The 24,883-nt window shown below is 65.8% G+C and carries 19 protein-coding genes; 7 read left to right on the top strand and 12 right to left on the bottom strand.

From position 1 onward, the window contains the following. Positions 1–452 precede the first annotated feature (452 nt). From ASF76_RS16780 to ASF76_RS17100, 3 genes are all read left to right on the top strand, one after another. The gene (locus ASF76_RS16780) at positions 453–6,497 is read left to right on the top strand and encodes a hypothetical protein (protein WP_235561294.1); all 6,045 of its coding nucleotides are present in this window, start codon (positions 453–455) and stop codon (positions 6,495–6,497) included. After that, positions 6,406–7,122, top strand: a complete 717-nt coding sequence (locus ASF76_RS11445) for a hypothetical protein (RefSeq protein WP_200936124.1) — start codon at positions 6,406–6,408, stop codon at positions 7,120–7,122. Before ASF76_RS16780 ends, ASF76_RS11445 begins: the two co-directional genes overlap by 92 nt. 173 nt (positions 7,123–7,295) lie before the next feature. Continuing rightward, positions 7,296–11,069, top strand: a complete 3,774-nt coding sequence (locus ASF76_RS17100; RefSeq protein WP_156459237.1) for a hypothetical protein — start codon at positions 7,296–7,298, stop codon at positions 11,067–11,069. Between the two features lie 314 nt (positions 11,070–11,383). Here ASF76_RS17100 and ASF76_RS11435 read toward each other — a convergent pair whose 3' ends face one another. From ASF76_RS11435 to ASF76_RS11415, 5 genes are all read right to left on the bottom strand, one after another. Next, positions 11,384–12,559 carry an acyltransferase family protein gene (locus ASF76_RS11435; RefSeq protein ID WP_082485025.1) on the bottom strand — a complete coding sequence of 392 codons (1,176 nt, stop codon included), beginning with the start codon at positions 12,557–12,559 and terminating at the stop codon, positions 11,384–11,386. Positions 12,560–12,644: 85 nt separating this feature from the next. Continuing rightward, entirely contained in the window at positions 12,645–12,944 is a 300-nt protein-coding gene (locus ASF76_RS11430) for a SelT/SelW/SelH family protein (protein WP_055957656.1), read from the bottom strand. A gap of 89 nt (positions 12,945–13,033) precedes the next feature. After that, entirely contained in the window at positions 13,034–13,492 is a 459-nt protein-coding gene (locus ASF76_RS11425) for an acyl-CoA thioesterase (RefSeq protein WP_082485024.1), read from the bottom strand. Between the two features lie 84 nt (positions 13,493–13,576). Continuing rightward, the gene (locus tag ASF76_RS11420; RefSeq protein ID WP_055957652.1) at positions 13,577–14,083 is read right to left on the bottom strand and encodes a GNAT family N-acetyltransferase; all 507 of its coding nucleotides are present in this window, start codon (positions 14,081–14,083) and stop codon (positions 13,577–13,579) included. Positions 14,084–14,117: 34 nt separating this feature from the next. Further along, positions 14,118–14,492: a DUF732 domain-containing protein gene (locus tag ASF76_RS11415; RefSeq protein WP_162240821.1), complete on the bottom strand. Its 375-nt coding sequence runs from the start codon at positions 14,490–14,492 to the stop codon at positions 14,118–14,120. A gap of 119 nt (positions 14,493–14,611) precedes the next feature. Here ASF76_RS11415 and ASF76_RS11410 point away from each other — a divergent pair, with 119 nt between their 5' ends. Further along, the gene (locus tag ASF76_RS11410) at positions 14,612–15,391 is read left to right on the top strand and encodes an SDR family NAD(P)-dependent oxidoreductase (RefSeq protein WP_055960000.1); all 780 of its coding nucleotides are present in this window, start codon (positions 14,612–14,614) and stop codon (positions 15,389–15,391) included. Positions 15,392–15,525: 134 nt separating this feature from the next. Here the strand turns inward: ASF76_RS11410 and ASF76_RS11405 are convergent, their stop codons facing one another. The 3 genes from ASF76_RS11405 to ASF76_RS11395 all read right to left on the bottom strand — a co-directional run bounded on the left by ASF76_RS11405 (position 15,526) and on the right by ASF76_RS11395 (position 17,514). Further along, complete coding sequence (locus ASF76_RS11405) at positions 15,526–16,062, bottom strand: AAA family ATPase (RefSeq protein WP_055957645.1); 537 nt, start codon at positions 16,060–16,062, stop codon at positions 15,526–15,528. A 191-nt stretch (positions 16,063–16,253) separates the two neighbouring features. Next, positions 16,254–17,243: a zinc-binding metallopeptidase family protein gene (locus ASF76_RS11400; RefSeq protein WP_055957641.1), complete on the bottom strand. Its 990-nt coding sequence runs from the start codon at positions 17,241–17,243 to the stop codon at positions 16,254–16,256. Between the two features lie 82 nt (positions 17,244–17,325). Beyond that, entirely contained in the window at positions 17,326–17,514 is a 189-nt protein-coding gene (locus ASF76_RS11395) for a hypothetical protein (RefSeq protein ID WP_055957637.1), read from the bottom strand. 174 nt (positions 17,515–17,688) lie between these two features. Between ASF76_RS11395 and ASF76_RS11390 the strand changes: the two genes are divergently transcribed. The 3 genes from ASF76_RS11390 to ASF76_RS11380 all read left to right on the top strand — a co-directional run bounded on the left by ASF76_RS11390 (position 17,689) and on the right by ASF76_RS11380 (position 19,453). Then, complete coding sequence (locus tag ASF76_RS11390; RefSeq protein WP_055957633.1) at positions 17,689–18,033, top strand: YnfA family protein; 345 nt, start codon at positions 17,689–17,691, stop codon at positions 18,031–18,033. Between the two features lie 23 nt (positions 18,034–18,056). After that, positions 18,057–18,266 carry a hypothetical protein gene (locus tag ASF76_RS11385; protein WP_156459235.1) on the top strand — a complete coding sequence of 70 codons (210 nt, stop codon included), beginning with the start codon at positions 18,057–18,059 and terminating at the stop codon, positions 18,264–18,266. Between the two features lie 374 nt (positions 18,267–18,640). Next, the gene (locus tag ASF76_RS11380) at positions 18,641–19,453 is read left to right on the top strand and encodes a shikimate 5-dehydrogenase (RefSeq protein WP_055957626.1); all 813 of its coding nucleotides are present in this window, start codon (positions 18,641–18,643) and stop codon (positions 19,451–19,453) included. 209 nt (positions 19,454–19,662) lie between these two features. On the opposite strand, the gene ASF76_RS11375 is transcribed toward ASF76_RS11380, so the two are convergent. From ASF76_RS11375 to yczR, 4 genes are all read right to left on the bottom strand, one after another. Then, positions 19,663–21,498 (bottom strand): Na+/H+ antiporter, encoded by a 1,836-nt coding sequence (locus ASF76_RS11375; RefSeq protein ID WP_055957623.1) that lies wholly within the window; start codon positions 21,496–21,498, stop codon positions 19,663–19,665. 63 nt (positions 21,499–21,561) lie between these two features. Then, on the bottom strand, positions 21,562–22,824 hold the full coding sequence (locus ASF76_RS11370) for an MFS transporter (protein ID WP_055957620.1): 1,263 nt from the start codon (positions 22,822–22,824) through the stop codon (positions 21,562–21,564). Further along, positions 22,821–23,411, bottom strand: a complete 591-nt coding sequence (locus ASF76_RS11365) for an ArsR/SmtB family transcription factor (protein WP_055957615.1) — start codon at positions 23,409–23,411, stop codon at positions 22,821–22,823. The genes ASF76_RS11370 and ASF76_RS11365 overlap by 4 nt, the downstream gene beginning before the upstream one ends. 4 nt (positions 23,412–23,415) lie before the next feature. Beyond that, complete coding sequence (gene yczR, locus ASF76_RS11360; protein WP_055957612.1) at positions 23,416–24,879, bottom strand: aminotransferase-like domain-containing protein; 1,464 nt, start codon at positions 24,877–24,879, stop codon at positions 23,416–23,418. Positions 24,880–24,883: the final 4 nt, after the last annotated feature.

The following is a 24,883-nucleotide window of genomic DNA, read 5'->3' as shown; positions in this document are numbered from 1 at the left end:
CCAACCTCCTAATCGAAACAATCGAAGCAGTCGCAATAAGTGTGCCGCGAGGTGTCGTGCGCGACCAGCTACGTCCCACGTTGCGGGAGCGGTCTGAGAAGAGCGGGTGCCATCGGCCGCTTGGCGCGTGTCGCCTGGGAGTGGAGATGCGGATGCGCGAAAATGAATCGATATCGAACGAACAGTAGGTGACCCGGTCACGGGTAGGAGGTTCCCGCCAGGTGATGTCACCCAGTACCGACACAACAAGTCGTCACCCGAGTTCAGCTTGGCGCTGTCCGATCCGCGGGGAGCGATGAAGAGTGGCTGCGGGGAAGGGCGCATGCACTCAGCGAAGCAGATCCACCGCGTCGGCACGCGTGCGCGCCTCACGCGACGGTGATCGATTCCACTACACCTGGGGTGCGGCTCGCTTACTACAGCTCTTGAGCCCAGCGTCCAACCTCCAGCAGGTGTTCGTGGAGGGAGCTGGCCCAACCTCTTCGGAGGAGGAGCCAGACGGTTCCGAAGTCATAGACCTTACCGAGTTTTACGGCCCCCCAGAGGAGAACTTCACATCGCTGGAAGTGCGCCAATTCAAGCACTCGACGCTGCACTCTGACGAAAATCTCACTTTGGGAGAGGTCGGCAAGGTCTTCAGCAAGTTCGCTCAGCTTGACGATGCGCTACATACGCAGCACCCCCATGCCACCATTCGTTTCTCTATCGTCACGAACAAGCCGATCGCCCTAGAAGCGATCATTGCCGTGCGCGATCTGGCGACTGGTCAGTCGCCCGCAGAAGGATCGCCGGCCGCCAAGCTGAAGGATGCTGCGCAACTCACCGTCGCTGCGGCGGCGTCCCTCTGTTCGCGGCTCGACCTTCGAGGCGCAGAGCCTGGAATTACAGCTCTCCGGCGTGGGCTTGATCGAGAGGTTGGCGGCCTCACTGCCGACGCTGACCTTCGCGTGTCTGCCTCTCTTGTTGACCTTGTCGCTTCGCGAGCGAGCACCGAGTCGGACGGCCCAATCCTGAGGGCAGATGTCCTCACCGCGTTTGGGTGCCGAGAGGATGAGCTTGCTCCGGCGCCGTGCCTGCTCGACGACGCACCTTTCATCGCGCGAGATGCTTACAGGGATCTCGCGGACCGGATTCTCGAAGCCACTGGATCGATAATCGTTACTGCGGAGGGCGGCGTAGGTAAGAGCACGTTCGCTCGGGCGCTGCCAGACCTCGTATCTGATCGTGCCGACGTCATCATCTACGACTGCTTCGGGAACGGCAATTATCGGAATCCGGCTCACCCGAGACATCGTCACAGGGACGGGCTCGTTCAACTTGCGACTGAGATGGCCGGCCTGGGACTGTGCTTTCCGATCGTTCATGCCGGGAATCTCGCGCCCGAGGAGTACACCAAGGCTTTCGTTCGTCGGCTCGATCAGGCAAGCGAGATGCTCATGCAGAGCGGAAATCGCCAGTTGGTCATCGTCGTGGACGCGGCCGACAATGCTGTGATCGCAGCCGAGGACAACGCAGATTCCAGACCGTTTGTGCGCGACCTCCTCAGGCTGCAAGCCGATATTCCCTCGAATGTCCGCATCGTGCTCACCTGTCGACCAGAGCGTCTCGATCGCCTGGAGGCTCCGGTTGGCATGGCTTCGTTCGAATTGCCGGCCTTTACTCCCGAAGAGACGGCGAAAGTTGTTTCAAGCTCCCACCCGTCGGCGACCAATCTGGACGTTTCAGAGATTTATGATCGAACTGCGGGTAATCCGCGAGTCGTGTCAACGGTGTTGTTTGAAACCGCGACGATTCATGATGCTCTTGGTCGAGTCACGGGCATTGCGAGCGCCACATCTGCGCTTGACTCTCTCATGCAAGAGCAGGTCGCCAACGCTTTCAACAACGCCGGTAGATCGCGAGTAGAACTCGAACGTGCGGCACAACTCCTTACGCTCTTGCGTCCGAGTGTTCCGTTGGACGTGCTTGCGGAACTTGCTGGCACGCAGGCCGCGGGTGTGCGTAGTTTCATATCAGACCTTGGTAGAGGCCTGATCTTGGATGGGCAAAGTGTCCAGTTCCTCGACGAGCCGACCGAAACGTACTTCCGGAAGCGGCACCCTGCAACACAGGAGGTCGCGGCCCAGGCCGCGGCGCAATTACGAGCGCTTAGCGGATCGTCTGCTTACGCCGCGTCGTCCCTGCCGGAGGTTCTCTGGAGTGCGAATCTCCATGACGAACTCCTTGCCCTTGTCGCCACGGACGATGCTTTGCCGTCAACGAGTGACATCGAGCGTACCCAAGTCGAGCACCTCCGGGTGGAGTTTGGTCTTCGTGCCGCTGTCCAGCTACGCCGTCCGGATTCGATCGTCCAGCTCGCCATGCGCGCTGGCGCCGGACGCGCAGGAAAGGCCCGCCAATTCACGATCATCAGAGACAACCCTGACCTAGCCGGTTCACGGATCGACTCTCGAGTGCTCGGTGAACTAATTGCGTCGCGAGAACTGCCAGAGAGCTGGCCGGGTTCGACACTAGGCTCCGAGGCAGCGTTGCTTGCGCACACTACTGGAGGTGCGAGTACAGCCAGGAGCAGAGCGCGGCAAGCAGCGTCAGCTATCGCCGCCTGGGTACGCGCCCCGAGGGAACGGTACTCGCGAGACGAGAACGTCACTCCAGAACACGTGGCACACATCGCATTGGCGGTCCTGCGAACTGACGGGCCAGATCCGGCTACCCGATACCTCGCAGGTTGGCGTCCAGCTCGCTTTGTCCTGGAATCGAGCGCAGCGCTTGCTCGGATGCTCATTTCATCTGCCAGTGACGAGGACGTTTCGGAGTTGATTGCGAGTTCCACCCATCCCGGGCTACTGCTTGGCGTTCTCGGCGAGATGCAGCGCGTTGGCATGACCATGGATGCGGATGTCGTCAGCGATGTGTGGACAAAACTGAAGCGATTCCGTTCTCGCCTCCTCGCCGACGACTACGACCACCGGAATGCGGAAGATACCGCGTTCCGTGGCGCCTCATGGCTTTGCGCACTTGCGGTGCGTCACTCGATCGTCGACGTAACAGTAGCCGCGGAACGGCTTGCCGGATGCCTACCAACTTCGCTGCCCGTTGGGCTTGGTGACAGGCATGGTCCAGGTCGATCGGGCCTCCTCTTCGCGGTTGCGTTGCGCGCGGAACTCATGGGGGAGGCACTCGATGTCGGTCACTACCGGCCTGTTGAAGCTCAAGAGAAGCGTGGCAAGTATGATCCCGCGAAGTCCAATGACGAGGACCTCAATCGCCATCTGCGGCCCGCGCTCAGCTGGCTCAGTGCCTGGGTAAAGTACGCTCGCGGCGACCTCGACCCGCAAGCCGCAGCAGCAGTGATCGCGAGCTACCCCAAACGCCACTCACAAGATGATCTCTGGTCGATGTCCAATCGAATCGCTCGGCAGGTCTTGCCTTTACTCGGCGCGGTCTCCGAGGAAGAAGCAGTCACAGCCGCTTGCAATCAAGCGATTCAGACGATCGCTGCTGATGCTCCGATTGCCGGTGCGCTCGACCTGATCCTGGGTTTGCGTGGCGACGCCCGTTTCGCGGCGGCGGTCCTCGAGCTCTCCAACGCGGCGCGGCATGCTCTGACCAATACCGCTGAAGGGGCCGACAGCAAGGCCGACATGCTAGTGCGCATAGCTCGGGGACTGCACCGCTTCAGCCCGGCCGAAGCTGAAAGCTACTTCGACCAAGCTGTCAAAGCTGCTACCGGAGTGGGCGATGACGCGCTTCATCGATGGGATGCAATAGTCGCCCTCACACGGGCAGCTGCTGGCATCGATCCTCTGGAAGCGATCACCCTCGCCGAGCGTGTCGCTCATCTCGGCGAGGCCGTCGAACCGATTGTGTACGACGGATTCAACCAGCACCAGCTTGTCGCTGCGCTCGCGCTTGTCTCGGGCACCAACGTTCTCCGAGTCCTCGGGCAGTGGCGGGATCGCCGGTTCGGGACGCTCGACTGGCAGTTCAGGGGACTTGTCGAAGGGGATGATGCCCTGTTCGCGGGACGACCAGACCTCACGACAGTTTTGGCACCCTTCTCAACCAACCTTGATCTAAACGCCGCGCTCCGCAAACTTGACGCATCCGGCGGCCTCAACGCAAGAACCCTGTCTACTGCGAACAATCTCGCAAACCGACTTGGACGCTCCCTCGACGCCGAGCTCACGCAAACCTCACTTCCTGACCCCCCACGTGCCAATGACCCTGACGAGTTTCGGAGAACCACCTTCGACCTCACACCAGACGAAGAAGCAGAACGGGCCGCTCAGCTGGAGGAATGCAAGGCGCAGATCGCGGCACTCGACCTCACTCAGACAAGCGGCGTGGACGCGGCGGTCCGACTTCAGCAAGAGGCTCATTCGTACAGTGACAGCCTCTTCATCGCAGAGGTCTTTACGCGTCCCGTGCTTCAGTGGGGTCCGATCCTGGACGCCGCATTGAGCTCTGACGCCCTCAACGATTACGAGCTAGCCAAACTCTTGAACGCGGCCCTCGCGCGTCCTCGAACCGCTCAATCGTTCGTCGACTCGCTGAAGAAGGCAGTCAGCACCTACGTCGATCGACATGGCGCCCGTCTGCTTCACCACAACTGGATGAGCTTTGACCTGCCTGCGGCGGCCGACCTCTTGGAGGTGCGCACGACCGATCTCCTCCAACGCGCCCTCGACCACCTGAATCTTGAGCAAGCGTTGACCGACGCCGACCACTGCTACATGCTCGCAGCTGGAGCCTCAGCAGTCCTCGACCCTTCCACTGCTGCCCGCGTACTCGGCGAAGCGCTCACCGCCTTCGAGGGAGAACTGGGAATTGGTCCCAGAACAGTCATCGAGAAGACGCCAGCGGACCCAATCGATATCGCTGTAGCCAACTTCCTCTGGGCCGCGCTGGGCGACCCGCGCTCAGCAGTTCGTTGGCAGGCCGCACACGCAGTGCGCACTGCCATCGAGCTCGGCGCGAGCGATGTGATCAATGCGCTCAACTCGGCCGTCGTACGGGGCGACGCAGCTGGGTACGCCGATGAACGATTCCTCTACTACGAGATGAGCGCGGCAGAGTGGTTCCTAGTCGCTGTCAAGCGAATAGCACGCGACGATCCCTCTGCCATCGACGCGCTCATGTCCGCAGTAATCGAACTAAGCGACCGCTATCCGGACCACGCCGTGATTCAAAGGCACTGCTCATCAATTGCACGACTGACCTCCACACCGATTGATCGTCCTATTGGGACCGACTGGAACGCCAAGCTTGCAGAGCCCGTGGTCCTCAAAAGCTGGCATCGCCCCACTCACCCCAGTCCAATGATGAAAGGCGCGCCGCAAGGTGAGCATCGATTCCATTCCGACTTCGACGAGTACGTCCTCGGCAAACTGACGAAAGCACTCGTCATCACACACCAAGAAGTGCTCGATGCGGCTAGCGCTCTCATCCTCGACGAATGGGGATGGCGAGCCGACGGCGATCGTCTAGAGGACCCGAGACGGACGGCAGTTGTTTACCAGGACGGCGAAACTTATGGGTACAAGTGGGAGATCCCCAAAGCTGAGGACCTCGACTACTACCTAGAACGTCACGCGGCCCTCACCATCGCCGGAAGACTGATGCGGACCGCGACTCCTTACCGCGACCCCGACGCGGAACAGCTGGACGTCCTAGAATGGCTCGCCGACTTCGACATCGCACGCCACGACGGGCGATGGATTACAGATCAGCGAAGCTCGGTCCCTGGTCCATTGGCTACCGTCGGCCCACGAGGAAGAAACCAAGTTCACGAATCCGAATTCCTGGCCGCCCTCAAACCCGCGGACGGATGGGTAACGGTCTGGCAATCGGCGTCTGTCACCGAATACGACCGATCCCTAAGCATCAACGTCGCGACAGCTCTAGTCAACCCGGAGGCCGCCGGGGCGCTTGTGCGTGCCCTGCAAACTGCTGACGGTTACTGGAGCTTCCGAATCCCATCAGCTGACCTCGACGACGAGGACTTCCAATTCTCTTCACCTCCGTTCCACCTTCACGGCTGGGTGTCAACGCCGAATTCTGAAGGCGGCATTGATCGACTGGACCCCCTCGCCACCGAACTCACGCCCGAGCTCCCTCGCCCTTCCGCGGACATTGTGGAGACACTCAGCATCACATCCGTGGACGGTGGCCTCCGCTGGGAGAGCGAGAACGGGGACGCCGTCTTGGCGTCTGAAACCTGGGCGGAGATTAGCGTCGGCCGTGAACCACACGGCCCATCAGGCAACCGGCTCCGAATCACGACCGAAGCGCTCAACCAGATGCTGGGACGCCTCGATGCCGCGCTCATCGTGGAAGTACGAGTGAGGCGCGAAGATCGTCGCGCTCGCTACGCCGGCATCTCAGACGACGACAATGAAGGAGGTGACGCCGATCATGACAACGACTTCCGAGTCTTCTCCTACCAACCAGGAACAGGATGGAACGACTTCATCGGCAGTGTTGGAACTAGGTAAGCTGCTGGCGGCTGAGCTGGAACAGACCGACACGCTCGGACGCTGGGTAGCTCACTATCTTGCGGAGCGCATGACCAGCCTTGAACAGAGGACTGGATCTGAGAGAGGCATCGCCGAGGCTGAGGTCGCCGACCTAATCCTCCACCTCTGGTCGCTCCGTCGTCAGCTGCCCGGCGGCCGGTTGCCTCTCGCTGAAGTGGACGAGGTGGAGGCGGCAATCGAAAGGCTGGCACCCGGCCGAAGACCGTGGGCATACTTCGGCGCATTCGCCGCTGATGCCGAGCCAAGCACCGAGGAGACCGAGACAAACACCACGCTGAAAGCCGCACTGCTCATCGATCGACTCGCCGGCGATCTCGTCCATGGGCTGATTGGCCGCGCGGCTGCACTTGCCGAGGAAGATGGCGCGGCTTGGACCAAGCACGCGGAGAAGATCGGAGATGGGGCGCTGCGGACACTCCGTCGCATTCGCTTCGCCGACAACGGCAGCGAAGACGATGCCGAGAGTCCGAACTGGAACAGCGAGGTCATAAGGAGAGCAACAGCGCTGTCATCGGTGGTGTCGACCCTCGTCACCGCACTTGAAGCTGAGGGTTCAGATTTTCCGGGCGAGAGTCGTGGCTGACCTTTCCGGCACCGGTACTGCCAGCATGTCGTGGACGCTCATTGGATATCCGTTCTCGTCGTTGAAGATTGGCGGAGCAGGACCCGATAGACCGGCGTCCGGGCGCCTGATTCGGCCGCAGCAACGCGAACGCGACAGAGCGCTGCATCTTCGATGTGGGCTTGGGGGCTAACGTGGGCCGCAGCAAGGCGAGAAAACCGAAGCGCGCTCATACCAAGCCTTCGGCGCCCAGACTCGACAAGCTTGCGCAAGCCTACGGTCAGTTCAATCCTGACCCGCTGTGGGCCACATTGTTCGCAGTGGCCTCGTCCCCGGCCGCGCGGCACCGCGCCACATCGACAGGCGTAGCGCTCGCCGCCAGCCTTCGCGCGAGCTCCAATACCAACGAGAGTTCGAGAGAGCCTCTCCCCGATGTACAGGAGTTAGTTAACACGGCGGCTGAGTCCAAGGGCATCGGTGTCATGCACGAGGACTACATCTCGACCGACCCCACCAATGTCGCTACTGTCCGAGTCGATGACGAACTGCTGCGCTACGTGCCCGGTTTGGTCGAGAGGCCGATAGCCGACCTATCCCGGGCTCTGCGACTTGCCGACGCGGTCGACGATCGACTTGTGCGGCGGCACAAGTTTGGGATCGCCAACGTTGTCCGAGTAGCGCTCAGGTACGTGGACTACTGCCTGAACACTCTGCTGCCGGAGTGGAAACCGGCTCCGGACATCGAACTCGGCGACAAAATCGACCTTCCAGTCAACGAGCTGGACGCCGCCAGCAGGCTCGTTTCCGCTGACCCGCTCGAATCGCTCCAACTCGACCAAGCGGATCTGCTTGCGCTTGAATGGATGACCGCACCCGCGGCCTCGGCAAAGTACAACCACGAAAGCCCCACAAGCCCCTTCGGGCGAACCTTGCGTTATCGCCTTGCAACGCCCGACCGGCAGTATCGATGGCTTCCGCCGACATATGTCCCCGAAGTTCTTGCTCACGCAGTCACGGAACTTGTCGATGGCCTTGAACGCGACAACCACGCCAGACGAGCGCTCCGAGCTTCCTGCATCGATGCGATCCGCGGCGCACTCTGGCGGTTCTCGAACGCCTTGATCGAGGCGCCCCCCAAAGCACCCGAAGATATACCTCCACTGACAGGGAACGAAATCCAGTGGATCGTTCCCGTCGACGGGCCGAACTTCATCGCGGTATCGATCCTCTTCACAGAAGATCTTCCTAGAACAGGACCGTCGTCTCCAGCGTGCGTCACACTGGCAGACCGCGTCCGGCACCATGGCCCATCCGACGGTCCGATCTCAGCGCAGGTCGCTGGCGGCGGCACTATCAAGTTGCTCCCAGGCGCGAGCGTCGTACCGCTTGTCATCGTCGCCGGCACATCCCATCTAATGGCTCCGCAGGCGCATGGACAGGCAACCCTCGCACTGGAAGACCTCACCTGGATTGCGGAGACAGCAACAGCAGACGACGACCTGTATCGATTCGTCCGCGACTTGAGTTCACCAGAGTTCCCCTCCAGCTTCGGCTGGGAAGCAATCAACTACTGGGAACCATGGAGGACGAACGACAAGACCTTCTTCAAGGGCGGGATCAGCCCAACACACATGTACTTCGAGGCGCACGCAGGAGAAGCCGAGTGGGAGCGCGCGATCGCTCTCTCGCGCTTAGAAATCGCGCTTCATGGAACAGGACTACCGCCGCTGCGGCACGCGGAGATGGCCGAAATCTCATCCGGCAACGTCGCGTCCGTATCGTTTCGTAGTCCCGAGAGCGAATACGACTATCGACGGGGAACCCACCATGCCCCCAATCGCATCGGATGGTCCCTGCCTCTCATCACGCCTCCGATCGCAGTCGTCAGGTCCGACCCAACCTGGGCCGACGACCAGGACCATCGGTTCCTGTTTGACGTCTGTGGAGGCCTCATCTTCGCCTTCGACGCAATCGGTGAGTCATGGCGACATGCCCACGAAAACCTCGGAACTCCCGGATACCGGCTCCGGCTTCGGACGGTTGAACGAGGCGATGAAGTAGTCGAGTTCGCGTCTTCGCGGACTCGAACGGAAGGTGGTCCGCGCCTAGCGCTCTGGAGTTTCGACATAGAGGAGTTCGTGCAGGAGGCCGACGGCAAGCCCTTCGCAGCCAATGCGCTCACAGCCAACGCCCTCGAACAGCTTCTTGTGTACGGCGGCGTCGGTGAGAGCGTTGCACAAGAGATCGGACGCGAATGGCTCACCTGTCGACCATTCCTGATACTCGAGACGAAGACCGCGCGAACCAAACTCAACCATCTGCCGAGGCCCTGGCAGCTGAGCCCATCTGACGGGTCAGCAGCAACTGCATCCTTCGCCCGTCGCTTGCACGCGACGGGCATACAACCCGGCGAGTACCGTGGGATCGAAGCTAATGCGCTAGTCAGAACCCATCTCGCGCCCGCAGCTCTGGAACAGCTCAACGATCGAATCGCGTTGCACAACACCGATGTGATCGTCGCCACGGGGATGGAGCAACTCAATCGTGTCTATGACTACCTCCAGGAAGAACAAGGAAACCTGACCCGCGTCGCCCAGAATCTGAGCACGGAGTGGGATCCAGTGGCGCGCATGGCCGAGCTCGCCAGCGAAACGCTCGAACTACGGCAGTGCAACGAGATCATCGTCGAAGCCGCATTGAGGCTGAACCCGGATGTTCATGGGCAACAGCCTGTTACGGCTCAGAGCTGGAGCGCGCTCCTGGCTGCCGCAGATGCGTACCGCACAATGACGACGTTGAGCGAGCGGCTGCATCACCGGGTTGCTCCCACGATCATCGAGATCAGTTCTGCATTCGAGCTCACATTCAAAGACGACGAGCACGTGACCGATGATTCATGGGCGCTGGAAGGAGGGTCTCTCAACACGGCGGCAGCCACTATCCGCCTCGGTCCGGTACTAGATGACGACGAGGCAGGCGCAGGAGGGCTTGAGGACGCCGTTGACCCAGCGATGCTGGAATCCTTCGGCGCGTCCACGTCCGATCTCTTCATAGTCTTGATGGCGCTCGCTCAATGGGATTCATTCAACGACGGCAGAAGCATCACATTTGCCTCAGAGGACGAGGCTCTCGGCTGGGTCTTCGAAGCAGCCGGTGATCTCGATGAAGACCAGCGGTTGCGTCTCCGGAACGCATTTCAAATGCTCACGGTGTCCTCAGACATACTGCGATCCAGCAGTTGGGAGCCGTGGCAAACACGAACCCGCAGACATCGTTTACTCGTCCAACCGCTTGTAAGACGTCCAGATGACACCATCCTGATCGCTCCGCAGTATCTCCTGACAACCCTGAGCGTCTACAACAATCACTTGACGCAGGGCGTTCTTCCCTGGACGGGCGAGGTGCCTGACAAGGTGTCCAAGGCTCTTGCCGAGAGACGATCGGGGAGGAACAAGGCGTTCGAGCGAACACTTGAGCGGCAGCTTCAAGAAGTTGGGTTCAAGACCATCGCGCGCGTGAAGCCCGGCGACCACGCTCGTCTGGGCGTCCCGGAGCTGACGACAGAAGTAGACCTCGTTTGCGGGCGTAGCGGCGATCCGAACATCTGGCTGATCGAGGCGAAAGACCCCGCCTCCGTTTACGGCTTCGCAGAGACAGCGCGCCAGCTGCGAACCTTCTACAGCGACTCGGAGAACAAAGGCAGGGTCAAGCCTTGCTACGCCACACAGCTCGCGCGCAAGGAGGCAGAGCTGAAGCCCTACGTTGAAGACATAGCCAAGAAGCTCGGCCTGGAGTCATTGCCGGACCACGGCGCTCACGTGCTTCAAACACGCTTCGTTACTCGCCACCTGACGCCAGCCGGCTACTGGGTCTCGCGCCCGTACGAGGTGCTCACGACCTCGCAGTTCCTTGTTGCGCTTGGTGAAGGCGGCGAGGCCATCGCGCAGGGTGAGAGAGACCTGGCGTGAAGTGGACCAATCAGGTGACCAACAGTCTACAAACCCTGCAAAACGTGACGCGCAGAGCACGCTCCTGGAACATAAAAACCCCGGTCAGGTGGGCTATGGGCACTACTTCTGCCACCTGGGGGTCAAGGGGTCGCAGGTTCAAATCCTGTCATCCCGACCGAAGAGGTCGAGAAGAGGCTCGGGGCCTTGCAGAGATGCAGGGTTCCGGGCCTCTTTCGTTTGCTGTGAAGACGCGTCGTCAGGCCGTCGCCGCTCGGGGTGAGCCGGGGCGCGTCGACCGACTGCAGGGACTGCTGACGGGGCCCGCCCGCAACTCACGCGGCAGGTCGGCTTGTCGCTGTCGGCTGGCTCGAAGCCGTCGGCGTCCGCGACCCTGCCCGGAGTTCCCGCTGGATCGCTTTCTGGCGGTCATTGATGAACGGCTTCTCCGCGAGGTAGAAGAAGCCGATGCAGGCGGCGATCGCCAGTGGTGCGACCACGAACGTCATGGCAACCCACTGCGCCAGGATGGGCAACCCCAAGGGGAGCAGCAGGAGGTTCCCGAGGGCGAGCAGGGGACTGTGCAGCAGGTACACGCTGTACGACACGAAGCCCGCGTACTCGAGCGGCTTAGCGCCGAGCAGCAGTACCGCTCGAGGTGCGCGGTTCTCGTTGTAGGCGCGGGCCATGAGAGCGATGGCGATCGCGGCGACGACGCCGGCGACGGTCTCGGAGAACCAGAGCCCCGACACCTCGTCGCTCTTGATGAGCGAGGTGATGCCGAGCACGAGCGCGACCCAGGCGAGGGCTGCGCCGACGTGCACGGCCTTGTAGTGGGCGCCGCGTGCGTACTCGGCGGCCGCCATGCCGGCGGCGAACAGTCCGATCAGCCACGGGTGCGCCACCGTGCCCGCGCCGATGGCGACGGGCGGTATGACCGTGACCGTGAGCATCAGTGCCGCGAGCGCGAGCGGGTGCAGGAGCTTCCGGAGGGGGAGCAGCAGGAGCGGGAGAAGGAAGTAGATCTGCCATTCGACGGCGATGCTCCACATGGGCCCGTTGATGTTCACAGCCCACGCGCCGGAGAAGTTCTGCACCAGGAACAGGTGCGCGATCACGGAGGGGATCGTGACGGGGATCTTGCTGTCCCAATCGGTACCGCCCTCCGTCTGCAGCAGAGGGACGTACGCGATCAGGGCGAGTGACACGGCCAGGGCCGCGTAGTAGGGCGGGAGGATGCGGCGCGCGCGGCTGCGGAAGTAGCGTTTGGCTCCGGCCTGCCACGAGTAGCGCAGCAGGAATCCCGAGAGCACGATGAAGACGGGTACGCCCAGATATCCCCATCCGACGATCACGTAGATGATCGGCAGTTGCTCCTCCGACTGATTCGACAGGCCGGTGAAGAGGAACGTGTGGTAGATCACCACAGCCAGAGCGGCGAGTCCTCGCACGCCATCGAGGAACGGGTACCCCTTGCGAGCGGGGGTGGGAAATGCTCCGGCGCCTGGCATGAGGCCGATGCTATAGGGACCTATTCCCGGTCATATTTCGGTGAGATGAATACGACTCCCGTGGCCGATTTCCGAAACGGTCGAATCACGACTCCAGCCTCCGCGCCGCCCGATCCGCATGACCCAACTCCCGCTCCGGAGCGATGCGATCACGCACGCGGCGTTTCAGCTCGACGATGTCGGGGAAGCCGCCGTCACTCTTTCGCGACCACACGCGCTCCCCGTCGGCGTGCACCTCGAAGATCCCGCCGGTGCCGGGCTCCAGCGTCGCTCCGCCGCCCATGAGCTCGGTCTGGAACGTCGTCAGCAGCTCTTGCGCGATCCACGCTGCGCGCAGCATCCAGGCGCATTGCGTGCAGTACACGACTCGAATCGTGTGCGTCATGAGACCCTCATCTCTCCGTGCGCGGTGCGGGTGCCCGAGCGACGGGCCCTTCGGCGTGATCCCTCACCGGCGACGTGTCACCGCCGACCTCACTCCAGGGAGATGCTCCCGGTCGCGGGATGCTCGTGCGGCATCCTGTCACGGTCGAAGGTGATGTCGGTGTAGCCGTGGGGCGTGGGGCGGCCGTCCTCGTCGACGCTGACGAACACCAGCCGTTCGATCGTGAGGATCCGTTTGCGCGTGATCATGTTGCGCACGACGGCGCGCATCGTGAGCGACGTGCGACCGAAGTTCGTCGCGGTCAGGCCCATCTCGATCAGGTCGCCCTGCAGGGCGGATGCCTCGAAGTTGATCTCGGAGATCAGCTTGGTCACCACGCGGTAATTGCCGAGCTGGATGATCGCGTAGATCGCGGCTTCCTCGTCGATCCAGCGCAGCAGGCTGCCGCCGAACAGCGTGCCGTTCGCATTCAGGTCTTCCGGCTTCACCCACTTGCGGGTGTGGAAGTTGATGCCGTCGTCCGAGGGATGCCACTGCGGTTCCGTCACCCCTCCCACGCTACTCCCGCGCCGTCTGCCGAACCTCCGCGCGGCGGGCTCCCCGCGCAGAGAGACGGAACCACCCGTCCGTCGTCACCTCAGCGCCAATCGCATGAGCACCGAGTCCCCGTGAACGTCATCCCGTTCCCGCTCCCCGGTGTCGACGAACCCGAGTTTGTCCAGCACGTGGAACGACGCGGCATTCCAGGCGCGCACGGTCGAAGCCAGGCGGTCGTAGCCGAGAGAAGCCGCCCGGTCGACGATCAGCCGCGACGACTCCGTCGCGTAGCCGCGACCCCAGAACGCGCGGAGGAACTCGAAAGCCAGTTCCGGCTCCTCGGGCGTGCCGACGCTGTTCGCAACGAGACCGCAGTATCCGACGGGGATGCGGGATTCCCGAAGCTCCACGACGCACAGACCCGGCGCGGGCTCCGGTCGGTACGTGCGCAGCCACTGCTGCATGTCGGCCAGGGTGGGGTGACCGTCGGCGCTGATCCGCCGCCGGGCGGGGACCCGCGGGTCGCGCTCCTCCCACAGCCGGCGGTGGAAGGCCGCATCCTCTTCGGCCCAGGGCCGAAGCCGGAGACGCTCCGATTGCATGTCGTGCACGGTGGCATCACGCGTCAGCGCGCGCTCACGGCGCGGGCGCGTACTCCGGACAGAGATGGATGCCGGAGAGCACGACGACCGCGCTGGCCTCCGGCTCCGAGATCGCGCCGCCCTTGATCGAGTCGAAGACCTCTTTCGGAGTGAGGCCCTCGTCGAACGCCTTGCACACCGCCTGGCCGAGGTCGATCCACAGGCCCGGGTTGGACAGATCGGTCTGCGGCAATTGCTGGCGCAGGGCGCGGAAGTAGGCGGATTCCTGTGCGAGGACGTCTTCGGTCACCGAGCTCGTCTGTGTCGGCGCCGCCGAGGCCGATCGCGACGGCGGGACGGGGAGTGCGCCGCACCCCGAGAGCATCCCGACCGCCAGGACCGCGGCCGCCATGCCACCGATCTTCCTCATGCCGCGAGCGTAGGCGAACACCTGTTCGCAGACGAGGGGTGTCATCCCCCTCCGTCCGTTCGGGACCGAGAGTAGCGTCGGTCGTGAGCACACGGAAGGGGCACACGATGAGCAGGACCATCAGCATCGACCTGGCGGGCAAGACCGCCGTGGTCACCGGGTCCACGCAGGGGATCGGCCTGGCGATCGCGCGGAGTCTGAACGCGGCCGGGGCCGACGTCGTCGTCAACGGTCGCACGGTCCAGCGCGTCGAGCAGGCCGTGTCGAACCTCGGGGAGGGGGTTCGAGGGGTGGCCGCCGACGTCACCACCGCCGAGGGCGCCGAGCAGCTCGTGCGGGAGGTCGGGCGCATAGACGTGCTCGTCAACAACCTCGGGATCTTCGGTTCCACCCCCGCGCTCGACATCGACGACGCGGAGTGGCATCGCTTCCTTGACACCAACGTCGTCTCCGCCGCCCGCCTCATCCGCCTGACGTTGCCGGGCATGATGGAGCGCGGATGGGGGCGGGTGCTCAACATCGCGAGCGACTCCGCCGTCGTCATCCCCGAGGAGATGATCCACTACGGCGCATCCAAGAGCGCGCTGCTGGCGGTCTCCCGCGGATTCGCGAAGGCGGCGGCCGGAACCGGTGTCACCGTCAACTCGGTGGTCGCCGGCCCGACGCACACGGAGGGCGTCGAGGACTTCGTCTATGAGCTCGTCGATCGCGAGCTGCCGTGGGAGGAAGCACAGCGAGAGTTCATGAAGACCGCGCGACCGCAGTCGCTCATCCGCCGCCTCATCGAGCCGGAGGAGATCGCCAACATGGTGGCCTACCTGGCGTCGCCGCTGGCTTCGGCCACCACCGGTGGCGCATTGCGCGTCGACGGGGGATACGTCGACAGCATCCTGCCCTGACGCGTTCATAGCACCGGAGTGCCGTCGCGCGATGTGTCGACGGGCTCGGCGGCCCTGTGTGAAAGGGTGCTCGACGGACGCAGCCACCGCGGGTGCCGTGCGCACCGCCGTGATTGAAACGCCAGCGCGCCGGATCAGCGCAGCAGCGCTTCGACCGCCGCCACCCGCTCCTCGGGCGTTCCCGTGATCTCGCGGACGAGCAGATGCCCGCCGACCAGGTCGGGGTCGTCGATGAGGTCGAGCAGCACGTCGTTCATCGTCTCGCGCAGCTCCAGGTGCTCGTCGTCGGAGACGTGGATGGCATCCCGCGCGGTGAGCGGGAGGACGACCAGCACGTCGACGGTCCGCATCGCCGCGACGACGAGTGCGATGACCTGCTCGCGGATCCCGTCGTCGAGGGGGCGGCCCGACAGCTCGGCGAGAGCGAGGAGGTAGGCGAGGAAGTCGAGGGGTCCGCGTTCGGCGATGACGTTCGTCGCGGTCTCCTCCGCCAGCCGGTCGGCCGACAGTCGAAGCTGCGCGGTGAACATCGCCGCCGAGGGCGAGTCCGAGGCGTCGTCGAGCAACTCGAACGGATCCGGGAGGACGGTGAACCCCGGATGCCGGAGGGCGAAGTCCGAGATGAGGGTGCTCTTCCCGCTGGCGTGGGTCCCCGAAACGACGATGCGCACGGCGCGAGACTACCGGGGCCGAGCGTCTGGGGTCTCCTGCGGCGAGATTCGAGCGCCTGGCCCCGGGCGCCGCGCTTCGAGCCTCCGCTCCGTCCCCGAGGCCCGAGGCTCGAGCGCCGAGCCCCAGGCCCGGAGTTTCAGTCCCCGCGCCTCAGCCCCCGAGCCTCAGCCCCGGAGCCCAACCCCCGCCGTCAGCTCCCCGGCCGGAGCGACGCGACGAAGTCGAGCTTGTCGAGCACCGGATCCGGGATGACGAAGGGGTACAGGTCTGCCTTGCCCATCGACCGGTTGACCATGTTGAGCGCGGTGGACAGCGGTATCCACGTGTCCGTCACGAATGTGCGGAAGGAGGGGGAGTCCTGGATGCCGCCCGTGCGCGCCAGACCGTAGATGTGGGCTGTCTCGACGGTGTCGGTCATGTGCAGGAAGTGCGCCCACGTCTCGGCGAAGTCCTCGTAGGGGTGCATGGTGGCGTAGGTGGAGATATAGCGCTCCCACCAGTTCGCCGGCGGCCCCTGAGAGTAGTGACGGTCGATCTCGGCCTGGTAGTCGGCGGTCTCATCGCCGAACAGGCGCCGCGCCTCGCCGATGCGGGCGGTGCCCTCGACCAGGCGCCACTCCATGTAGTGACCGACTTCGTGACGGAAGTGACCGAGCATGGTGCGATAGGGCTCGCCCAGCTGCTCCTGCACACGCACGCGGTAGGCGTCGTCGCTCTCGGCGAGATCCATCGTGATCACCCCGTCGGCGTGGCCGATCGTGACGTTCTCGGCCACGCTCGACAGCAGGTCGAAGCAGAGGCCGTACGTCGGGTCCTCGCCCTTCCCGACCACGGCGAAGCCGAGCCGGTCGAGGTCGACGAGCAGCCAGCGCTTCGCGCGCTCGGCGACCGGGAACTGCGAGAGCCCTTTGGCATCCGCATCGTTCGGACGCACCCGCGTCAGATCGCAGGCCGAGCACTGACCGCCCGGGAATCGCGCGAGCCAGGTGCACCCCGACAGGTTGAGGTTGCGGCACACGTGCCAGACGAGCCCCGCGGCATCCACGTACCGTCCGTAGCCGTCGACCGGAACGATGTCCGCCTCGTCCCGGGAGTAGCCGAGGCCCGTCCCACACGACAGGCAGACGGAGTTCTCGAAGTACAGGTCGTTGCCGCACACTCGGCATCGGAAAGCTTTCACTCATCGAGAGTGTCAGAGCGGAGCCCGAGTCGCCCGGCGGTTGCGTTGCGCCACCTCATCCGGGCGGGGAATCGAGGAGGGGTCACCGCGGCGGGGGATCGTTCAGCAGCGAGACCTCGCGCACGTCGAACAGTCCGCGCCGAGCGCGCACCATCGACACGCCCCTGCGGCGCAGGGCGTCGGCGAGGTCGGCGGTCAACGCGCCCTCAGACGACTTCTGCCAGCCGCCCTGCAGCGTGTAGGTGTGTGTCACGGTTCGGGGTCGGGACATGAGCACCTCCGGTCCGAAATCTAGCCAAAAAAATGTCGGTCCCCGCCGAATTTTCCTCAAGCGTCACGCGCCGTGTGTTCTGTCGTAACGCAGCTGACCGCGGCCCGTCACGGGGGTCGGTGGACCGCGCACCGCGCGCGACGAGGGCAGACCCCGTCGCCGCATAATGGCGGAATGACCACGGCCCGCATCGTCATCCTGTTCGCGCTCGCCGCCGTCGCCGAGATCGGCGGCGCGTGGTTGATCTGGCAGGCGGTGCGCGAGAACCGCGGGTGGTGGCTGGCGCTGCTCGGCATCCTGGCCCTCGGTGCGTACGGGTTCATCGCCGCTCTGCAGCCCGACGCGCACTTCGGGCGCGTACTCGCCGCGTACGGGGGCGTCTTCGTCGCGGGGTCGCTGGCGTGGGGGATCGTGGTCGACGGCTTCCGTCCCACGATGTGGGATTACATCGGGTCGGCGGTCGCCCTCGTGGGAGCGGGGATCATCATGCTCGCTCCGTCAACACCTGCGGCCGAATGAGCCGCGAGCGTACGCTGGCGAGCATGACCAACGAGCCCGGAGACGTGAACCGGCTGCGTGCCGTGATCGCGAAGATCGACGCCGACAACCCGCTCAAGGTGCCCTTCAGCTTCAATCAGGGCCACATCAGTCCTCGGCTGGACCGACTCGAGGCGAAGCTGTCGTACATGGCGGACTACATCGCATACCTCGAGCAGCGCATCGAAACCCTAGAGACCCAAGTAGTTAGCTAGGCGAGATATTAGGCAGTGTCAAGAGCCCTGCCCTCCGACGGTCCCTGCGCGACACTCGGTGAATGAAGAACGAGAATGCGCCTCACGAGGGCATCGCCGACGATTTCTCCGCCATCGAGACCGAGCGTCCCTTCGGGTCGTACCTTTCGGTGATCAACGGGGGAGCGTAATCGCCCCGAACCTCCGTGCGAGGTTCACCACGACAGGGTCGGATGCCGCAAGGCTCCGGCCCTTCGTCGTGCCGGGAGGCCCCGCGGCAGCGCGCGCGAGCGGGGCGCGTGCAATCCACGACGTGGCACCGCGTCTGCGGCATCCCGTTCAGCCCTGCCCCCGCCGTAGCATGAGAGGTCCGCCCGCGCGACGAGATGAGACCCATGCCCGAGCTCAGCAAAGACACCGCCCTCTGCATCTCGCTGTCGGGTCGCCCGTCGAACATCGGTACGCGCTTCCACAACTTCCTGTACGCGGAGCTCGGCATCGACTTCGTCTACAAAGCGTTCACCACCACCGACATCGCGGCGGCGATCGGTGGCGTGCGGGCCCTCGGCATCCGGGGCTGTTCCGTGTCGATGCCGTTCAAAGAGGCGGTGATCCCTCTCGTCGACCGCATCGAGCCATCGGCGGCGGCGATCGGCTCGATCAACACGATCGTCAACGACGACGGAGTGCTCACCGCCTCGAATACCGACTACGAGGCCATCGCGAGCCTGATCGAGAGCCACCGGCTCGACCCCGCGTCATCCGTCCTCGTGCGCGGCTCGGGGGGAATGGCCAAGGCCGTCGTCGCCGCCTTCCACGGCGCGGGGTTCACCGACCTGACGGTGGTGGCACGAAACGGCGCGGCGGGCACGGCGCTCGCCGAGGCGTACGGGGCGAGCTGGGTCGCCGACGACCCGGAACCCGGCGCACGCATCATCGTGAACGTCACGCCGCTCGGGATGGACGGACCGGATGCCGACGCGCTCGCCTTCACGCCGGAGCACATCGCGGCGGCCGAGACGGTGTTCGACGTCGTGGCCTTCCCGGCCGAGACGCCGCTCATCCGCGCCGCGCGCACGGCGGGTAAAGCGGTGATCACGGGAGCCGAAGTGATCGCCCTGCAGGCCGCCGGCCAGTTCGCGCGGTACACCGGCGTCACCCCGACCACCGACCAGGTACAGCGCGCGTCAGCGCACTCGCGGGCCTGACGGCCGGGCGCGCCCGCGCACTCGCGGGCGTGACGGCCGGGCGCATCCGCGACGAGCGGGCCTGACGGCCGGGCCGCCCGCGCAATCGCGGGCCTGACGGCCGGGCGCACCCGCGACGAGCGGGGCCTGGTGGCGGGCACACGCGTCGCCACGGCGCCGCCGCGCACCCCGGCCGCCCGCGCGCCGTCATACCGGTGCCCCGCCCGGGGTCACTCCACCGTCTTGTCGAGGCCGCGGGCGCGGATCTCCTCCAGGTCGAGGCCCGCGAGGATCTTCCTCGCGACGAGGTCGTCGATGGTGCCCTCGCGGCGCAGACGCAGCAGCACCTCGCGTTTGCGGTCGAGAACCGCCAGACGCAACCGTTGCGCCTCTTTGTGGCGCAGGAGCGGGGAGCGCTGGGTGACGTCTATGTCGTCGCTGACGGCGAGCATCTCGAAGGGCCCCGTCATCTGCCTCGCCGTCCCCGCTCCCGCGTCTGCACCGGCCGAGGAGTCCGTGGTTCCACCCGCGTCGGAGAGCGGTCGCGAGACGACGCGCGGCGACGGTGCACGATCGTCGTCTTCATCGGAGGCGCCCGGCGGGATCGGTCCCGTGGCCGAGGGCGCATCGTCGCCGAGCGACGCATCGAGCTCGGCGAGGTCGCGTTCCTCCGCCGCGCGTTGGCGGGCGACGGCCCTCGCATTCGCCAGTTCGAGTCGCTCGTAGCCCTCGCGGCGCGCGCGGTCGCGCACCCGGTCGCTCACCCCGTGCTCGACGGCCAGCTCGTCGAGTGCGGCCAGCGCGGCACCCGAGATGGCGCGTTCGGCGAGCTCGTACTCTTCGATGGCCGCGTCATCGCTCGGCAGTTTCGCCCAACGGATCACGACGGGCAGCAGCGGTCCCTGCACCAGCAAGGTCAGGACGATGACGCCCGCGGTGACGAAGACGATGGCATCCCTGCCCGGCACGGGATCGCCGGCGGCCGTCACGGTCGGCACCGAGAGCGCGATGGCGAGCGACACGGCACCGCGGAAGCCCGAGACCGTGCTCACCACCCGGGAGCGGTGCCGGAGCGAGCGCGACGCCGACGCCGCTGGGCGCGAGAACGGGGAGAACAGCCACTGGAAGAGGTAGCGCACGACGAACAATGCGACCCACGCCGCCACCGTGATGAGGAGCAGGATGCCGATCTCGGACGGTGAGATCTCGTGCAGCACGAGCTGCACCTCCAGCCCGATCAGCACGAAGAGCGCGCCGTTGAGCAGGTAGACGCCGAACGGCCACGTGGCATCCGCTGCCCGGCGGGAGATCGCGGTCGTGATACGCGGCGACACCCACGCGACGATGAGACCGGCGAAGACGACGGCGAGCACCCCCGACGCCTCGATGATCTCGGCGATGAGGAACGCCAGGAACGGCACGAGCACCAGGGTGAGGTTGATGGTGAGCGTGGACTGCATGCGGCGCAGCGCGAAGAAGGCCAGAACGGCGACGGCGATGCCGGCGGCAGCGCCCCCGAGGTACGACAGCAGCACCATGCCCGTGATCTGCAGCGGCGTGATCTGGTCGCCCAGCAGCAGCGCCACGGCGATGGCGTAGAGCACCAGAGCCGTGCCGTCGTTGGTGAGGCTCTCGGCCTTCAGCTTCATGAAGGTCTTGGCCGGGAGCAGTCGGCCGAGGGCGGCGACGGCGGTCGCGTCGGGCGGGGCGACGGCGGCGCCCAGCACCAGAGCGGCTTCCCACGGCACCCCCATCCAGGTGGCGACGCCGGCGACGGCGAAGGCGGATGCCACGACCAGCAGGGTGCTCATCGGAATGATGTAGCGAAGGGATCGGCGCACCGAGCGCAGCGACGTCGTCCACGCCTCGCGGAACAACATGACCGGGAGGAACAGCAGCAGCACCGTCTCGGGAGGAAGCTCGATCTGTCGCAGCTCGGGGATGAACCCGAGGGCGAGGCCGATGACGAGCAGCACCAGCGGCGTCGCCACCCGCAGCCGCGGCGCCAGCACCGTGCCCACGAGCATGGCGAGGCCCAACAGAACCGTGATCTCGAGTCCCTGCATGCGTCCCGCCTTTCGCCGTGCCCCTGACCTCAGCGTAGAGAGGCCGGCGGACATTCCCGAGGCTCAGCGGGAACCTCGACGCGTCATCGTCAGCGCGAGGAGCCCCGCCACCACGTAGAGCGCCCCCTGCACCTGCAGGGAGGCCGCGAACGCCGGCCCCGACCCCACGAACCCCCCGAGCAGCGTGCCCACCGCCTGCAGTGCCGTCAGCGCCGCGAAGAGCAGGCTCGTCACCCGTCCGCGATGGCTCGCGGGCGTCTCGCGGTCGACGATCGTGAGCATCGCCGTCATCGCGACCAGCCCCGGCGCGCCGACCAGCGCGAACAGCACGACGTACACCGGAAACCACGTCGTCACGGCGGGGAGGTTCCAGATCGCGAGCGTCAACACCCCGAATCCGAGGATGGACGCCGCGGCCAGCCGCCACGGCGCGACGCGTCCGACGACGCCCATCAGGCCCAGTCCGGCGATCAGCGCCCCCACGGCCTGGATGCCGCGGAGGATGCCCACCTCGGTGTCGCCGCCACCGAGCGAGCGCTGTACGAAGAGCACGAAAAGGATCGTGAAGAGCCCCTGCGCGAGCGACATGAGCATCGCCACCACCATCAGTCTGCGGAGGACGCTGTCGGCGGCGACGATGGCCAGACCCGATCCGAGTTCGGCGAAGAACGTGGTGCGCGGCGGCGCGCCGGTGGCATCCCTCTCCATCGTCTGCGGGGGCGCGAGGTCGGCGGGCGGGGGAGACGCGGCATCACGTCGCTTCGTCGCGCGGATGAAGAGCACCGCGGATGCCACGGCATAGGCCCCGGCGGTCGCCACGACCAGCGCGTTCACGCCACCGAGACCGAGCACCAGCCCGCCGATGGGGGCGCCGACGAGACGAGCGAGGCCCGATCCGACGCCGAGAAGTTGATTCACCGGGGCGACGTGTGCGGGCGGCACGAGGGCCGCGGCCACGCTCGGGCGGGCCGGCTCGATGATCGCGCCGAGAACGGACTGCACGATCGCGACGAGGTAGACGATCCACAGGTCGGCGACGGAGTCGACGAAGATCAGGGGCAGGACCGCGACGACCTGCACGGCGGCCGTGCCGCCCATGAGATGCCAGGGGTCGGCGCGATCGATGAGCAGGCCCGCCAGGGGAGCGGCGGCGACGGAGAGCAGCGCCTGCAGCACGAACACGATCGAGGTGATGAGGGGAGATCCCGTGACGCCGAGCACGAACAGAGGGAGCGCGACCAGCAGCATCCAGTCGGCCGTCTCGGCGACGGCTCCTCCCGAGACGAGACGGACCACGCCGGGATAGCGCCAGGTCCCGGCCGTCATGTCGCGCCGTCGATGAATCGGGGATCCACGACGCCGCGGATCGAGACCGACGCGACCGCGCCGCCCTCGGGCGTCTCAGCCCGGGTCGCGCGGATGTAGGGGCGGATGATCTCGTCGATACGGGTGCCGATCGCCGCGAGCTCGTCGGCGGTGACCAGCACGGCGTAGTCGCTGATGACGGCCGCCTCGCGCCAGGCGGTAGGGAGCGTGCTCTCGTGCCGCAGGAAGTCGGCGAAGCGGGCGTCGGTGTCGGCGAACCACGCCGAGCGCACGGCGGCTCGCGCGAGATCGTCGCCGGGGCCCCCGCCGGCGTCGAGGTCGATCCCGGTGATCGTCGCCCGCCACGGACGCTTGCGTGCGTCGCCGGCGTCGGCGGCGGATCGCTCGACGAGCCCGAACTTCGCCAGCTCCCGCAGGTGCCACGAGCAGTTGGATGCCGTGAGCCCGACGGCGTTCGCGCATTGCGTGGCCGTCTGCGCGCCGACCGAGAGCAGGTGGGAGAGGATCGCGAGGCGAGACGGCACGGCGAGGGCCGCGAGCATGTCGGAGGTGGGGACGACGCGCCGCTCCGGGAGATCTGAAGTCACCGCTTCATAATAGTGGGCCTCCGTCCCGCCCGACGTAGCTCGCCCAGGCCCGGCCCAGCCGCTGCATCCCGGCCTCGAGCACCTGCGGCGCCGGGGTGATCGGGATCCGGATGTGATCATCGGCATCCATGTCGGAGGCGAACTGGGCGGAGCCCGCGACCGACACCCCGAAGCCCGCCGCGTGCCGCCCGAACGCCCCCGCCGAGCCCGAGGGAAGGCGCGCCCACAGGCACAGCCCGCCGCGCGGCGGTCGCCATTCCCAGTCGGGCAGGTGCGCCGAGAGCAGCCTCCCCGCGGCGACGGCCGCCTCGCGATGCACCGTGGCGAGATCCCGCCGGAGCGCCGGCGCCTCGGCGAGCAGGTCGAGCGCGAGCAACTGCGCGGGCACGCTTGTCGACAGATCGCTGCTCTGCCGCAGGCCGCGCAGCCGGCGGACGAGCACCGGATCGGCACGCAACCAGCCCACCCGCAGACCCTCCCAGGCCCACTTCGACAGCGACTCGACGACGACGATCGGCGCGTCGGGTCGGAGGGCCGCGAGCGAGGGCGGGGTGACCCCGTCGAACGACGCGTGGGCGAGCACGCGATCCTCCACCACCGTGATCCCGTGTTCGGCGGACAGCTCGGCGATGCGCTGACGCACCGGAGGACTGGTCTGCACGCCGGTCGGGTTGTGGTTGTGCGGGTTCAGGGCGATCAGTACGGGCCGGCGCACCACGATCGCCGCCTCGAGCGCCTCGACATCGATGCCGGAGGGGGTGAGACGGATGCCGTGCACGAGGCCGCCGCGCCGCCGCACGGCATCCGTGAGTCCGGGCCAGGCCACCTCCTCGGTGAGTACCGTGTCGCCGGGGGAGACGAGTTCGTCGACGAGCAGGCTGAGCGCCTGTTGTGCGCCGTGCGTGACGAGGATCTGGGCCGAAGTCGTCGGGGTGCCGTCGGCCGCCATCGCGGCCGCGATGGCCGTGCGGAGGTCCGCGAGAGCGGCGGGGTCGGCCTCGGCGGTGCGGGCGTTCAGCACGGGACGGTGCCGTTGCACGATGTCGACGGCCAGCGGCGAGATCGCGGGCACGGCCCGCAGCAGGTCGATGCTGGAGGGGAGGGTGGCGTACAACGCCTCTCCCCGCCCGGCGGCATGGCGCGCGGCGGTCGGGGCGGCGCCGGCGATGCGTGTTCCGCTTCCCTGGCGTCGATCCAGGATGCCGTCGTCGTACAGGCGTGCGTATGCGCTGACGACCGTTCCGCGCGAGACGGCGACGGTTGCGGCGAGGGTGCGTTCCGAGGGCAGGCGGTCGCCGCCGCGCAGTTCGCCCTCGCGGACGAGGCGCGCGATGCCGTCGGCGAGTCCGGCGGCGAGCGTGGTGTCGGCGCTGGCCCATCTGCCCAGACGCTCGGCCAGGCGCTCCGCCGACACCGTGGCCGTGCGATGGTCCACCAGGGCGGAAGTGGCTCTGTCGACGAGGGTCATAGCC

This window comes from Microbacterium sp. Leaf151 (assembly GCF_001424225.1).
GTDB lineage: Bacteria > Actinomycetota > Actinomycetes > Actinomycetales > Microbacteriaceae > Microbacterium.
The sequence above is the reverse complement of the archived record's forward strand: the minus strand, read 5'-3'. Positions and strand labels throughout refer to the sequence as shown.

Coding starts and splice junctions, on each gene's coding strand:
- ASF76_RS11435 (WP_082485025.1), bottom strand. CDS start 12,559: ATGCCAGGCGCCGGAGCATTTCCCACCCCCGCTCGCAAGGGGTACCCG.
- ASF76_RS11430 (WP_055957656.1), bottom strand. CDS start 12,944: ATGACGCACACGATTCGAGTCGTGTACTGCACGCAATGCGCCTGGATG.
- ASF76_RS11420 (WP_055957652.1), bottom strand. CDS start 14,083: ATGCAATCGGAGCGTCTCCGGCTTCGGCCCTGGGCCGAAGAGGATGCG.
- ASF76_RS11415 (WP_162240821.1), bottom strand. CDS start 14,492: ATGAGGAAGATCGGTGGCATGGCGGCCGCGGTCCTGGCGGTCGGGATG.
- ASF76_RS11395 (WP_055957637.1), bottom strand. CDS start 17,514: ATGTCCCGACCCCGAACCGTGACACACACCTACACGCTGCAGGGCGGC.
- ASF76_RS11390 (WP_055957633.1), top strand. CDS start 17,689: ATGACCACGGCCCGCATCGTCATCCTGTTCGCGCTCGCCGCCGTCGCC.
- ASF76_RS11385 (WP_156459235.1), top strand. CDS start 18,057: ATGACCAACGAGCCCGGAGACGTGAACCGGCTGCGTGCCGTGATCGCG.
- ASF76_RS11380 (WP_055957626.1), top strand. CDS start 18,641: ATGCCCGAGCTCAGCAAAGACACCGCCCTCTGCATCTCGCTGTCGGGT.
- ASF76_RS11375 (WP_055957623.1), bottom strand. CDS start 21,498: ATGCAGGGACTCGAGATCACGGTTCTGTTGGGCCTCGCCATGCTCGTG.
- ASF76_RS11370 (WP_055957620.1), bottom strand. CDS start 22,824: ATGACGGCCGGGACCTGGCGCTATCCCGGCGTGGTCCGTCTCGTCTCG.
- yczR (WP_055957612.1), bottom strand. CDS start 24,879: ATGACCCTCGTCGACAGAGCCACTTCCGCCCTGGTGGACCATCGCACG.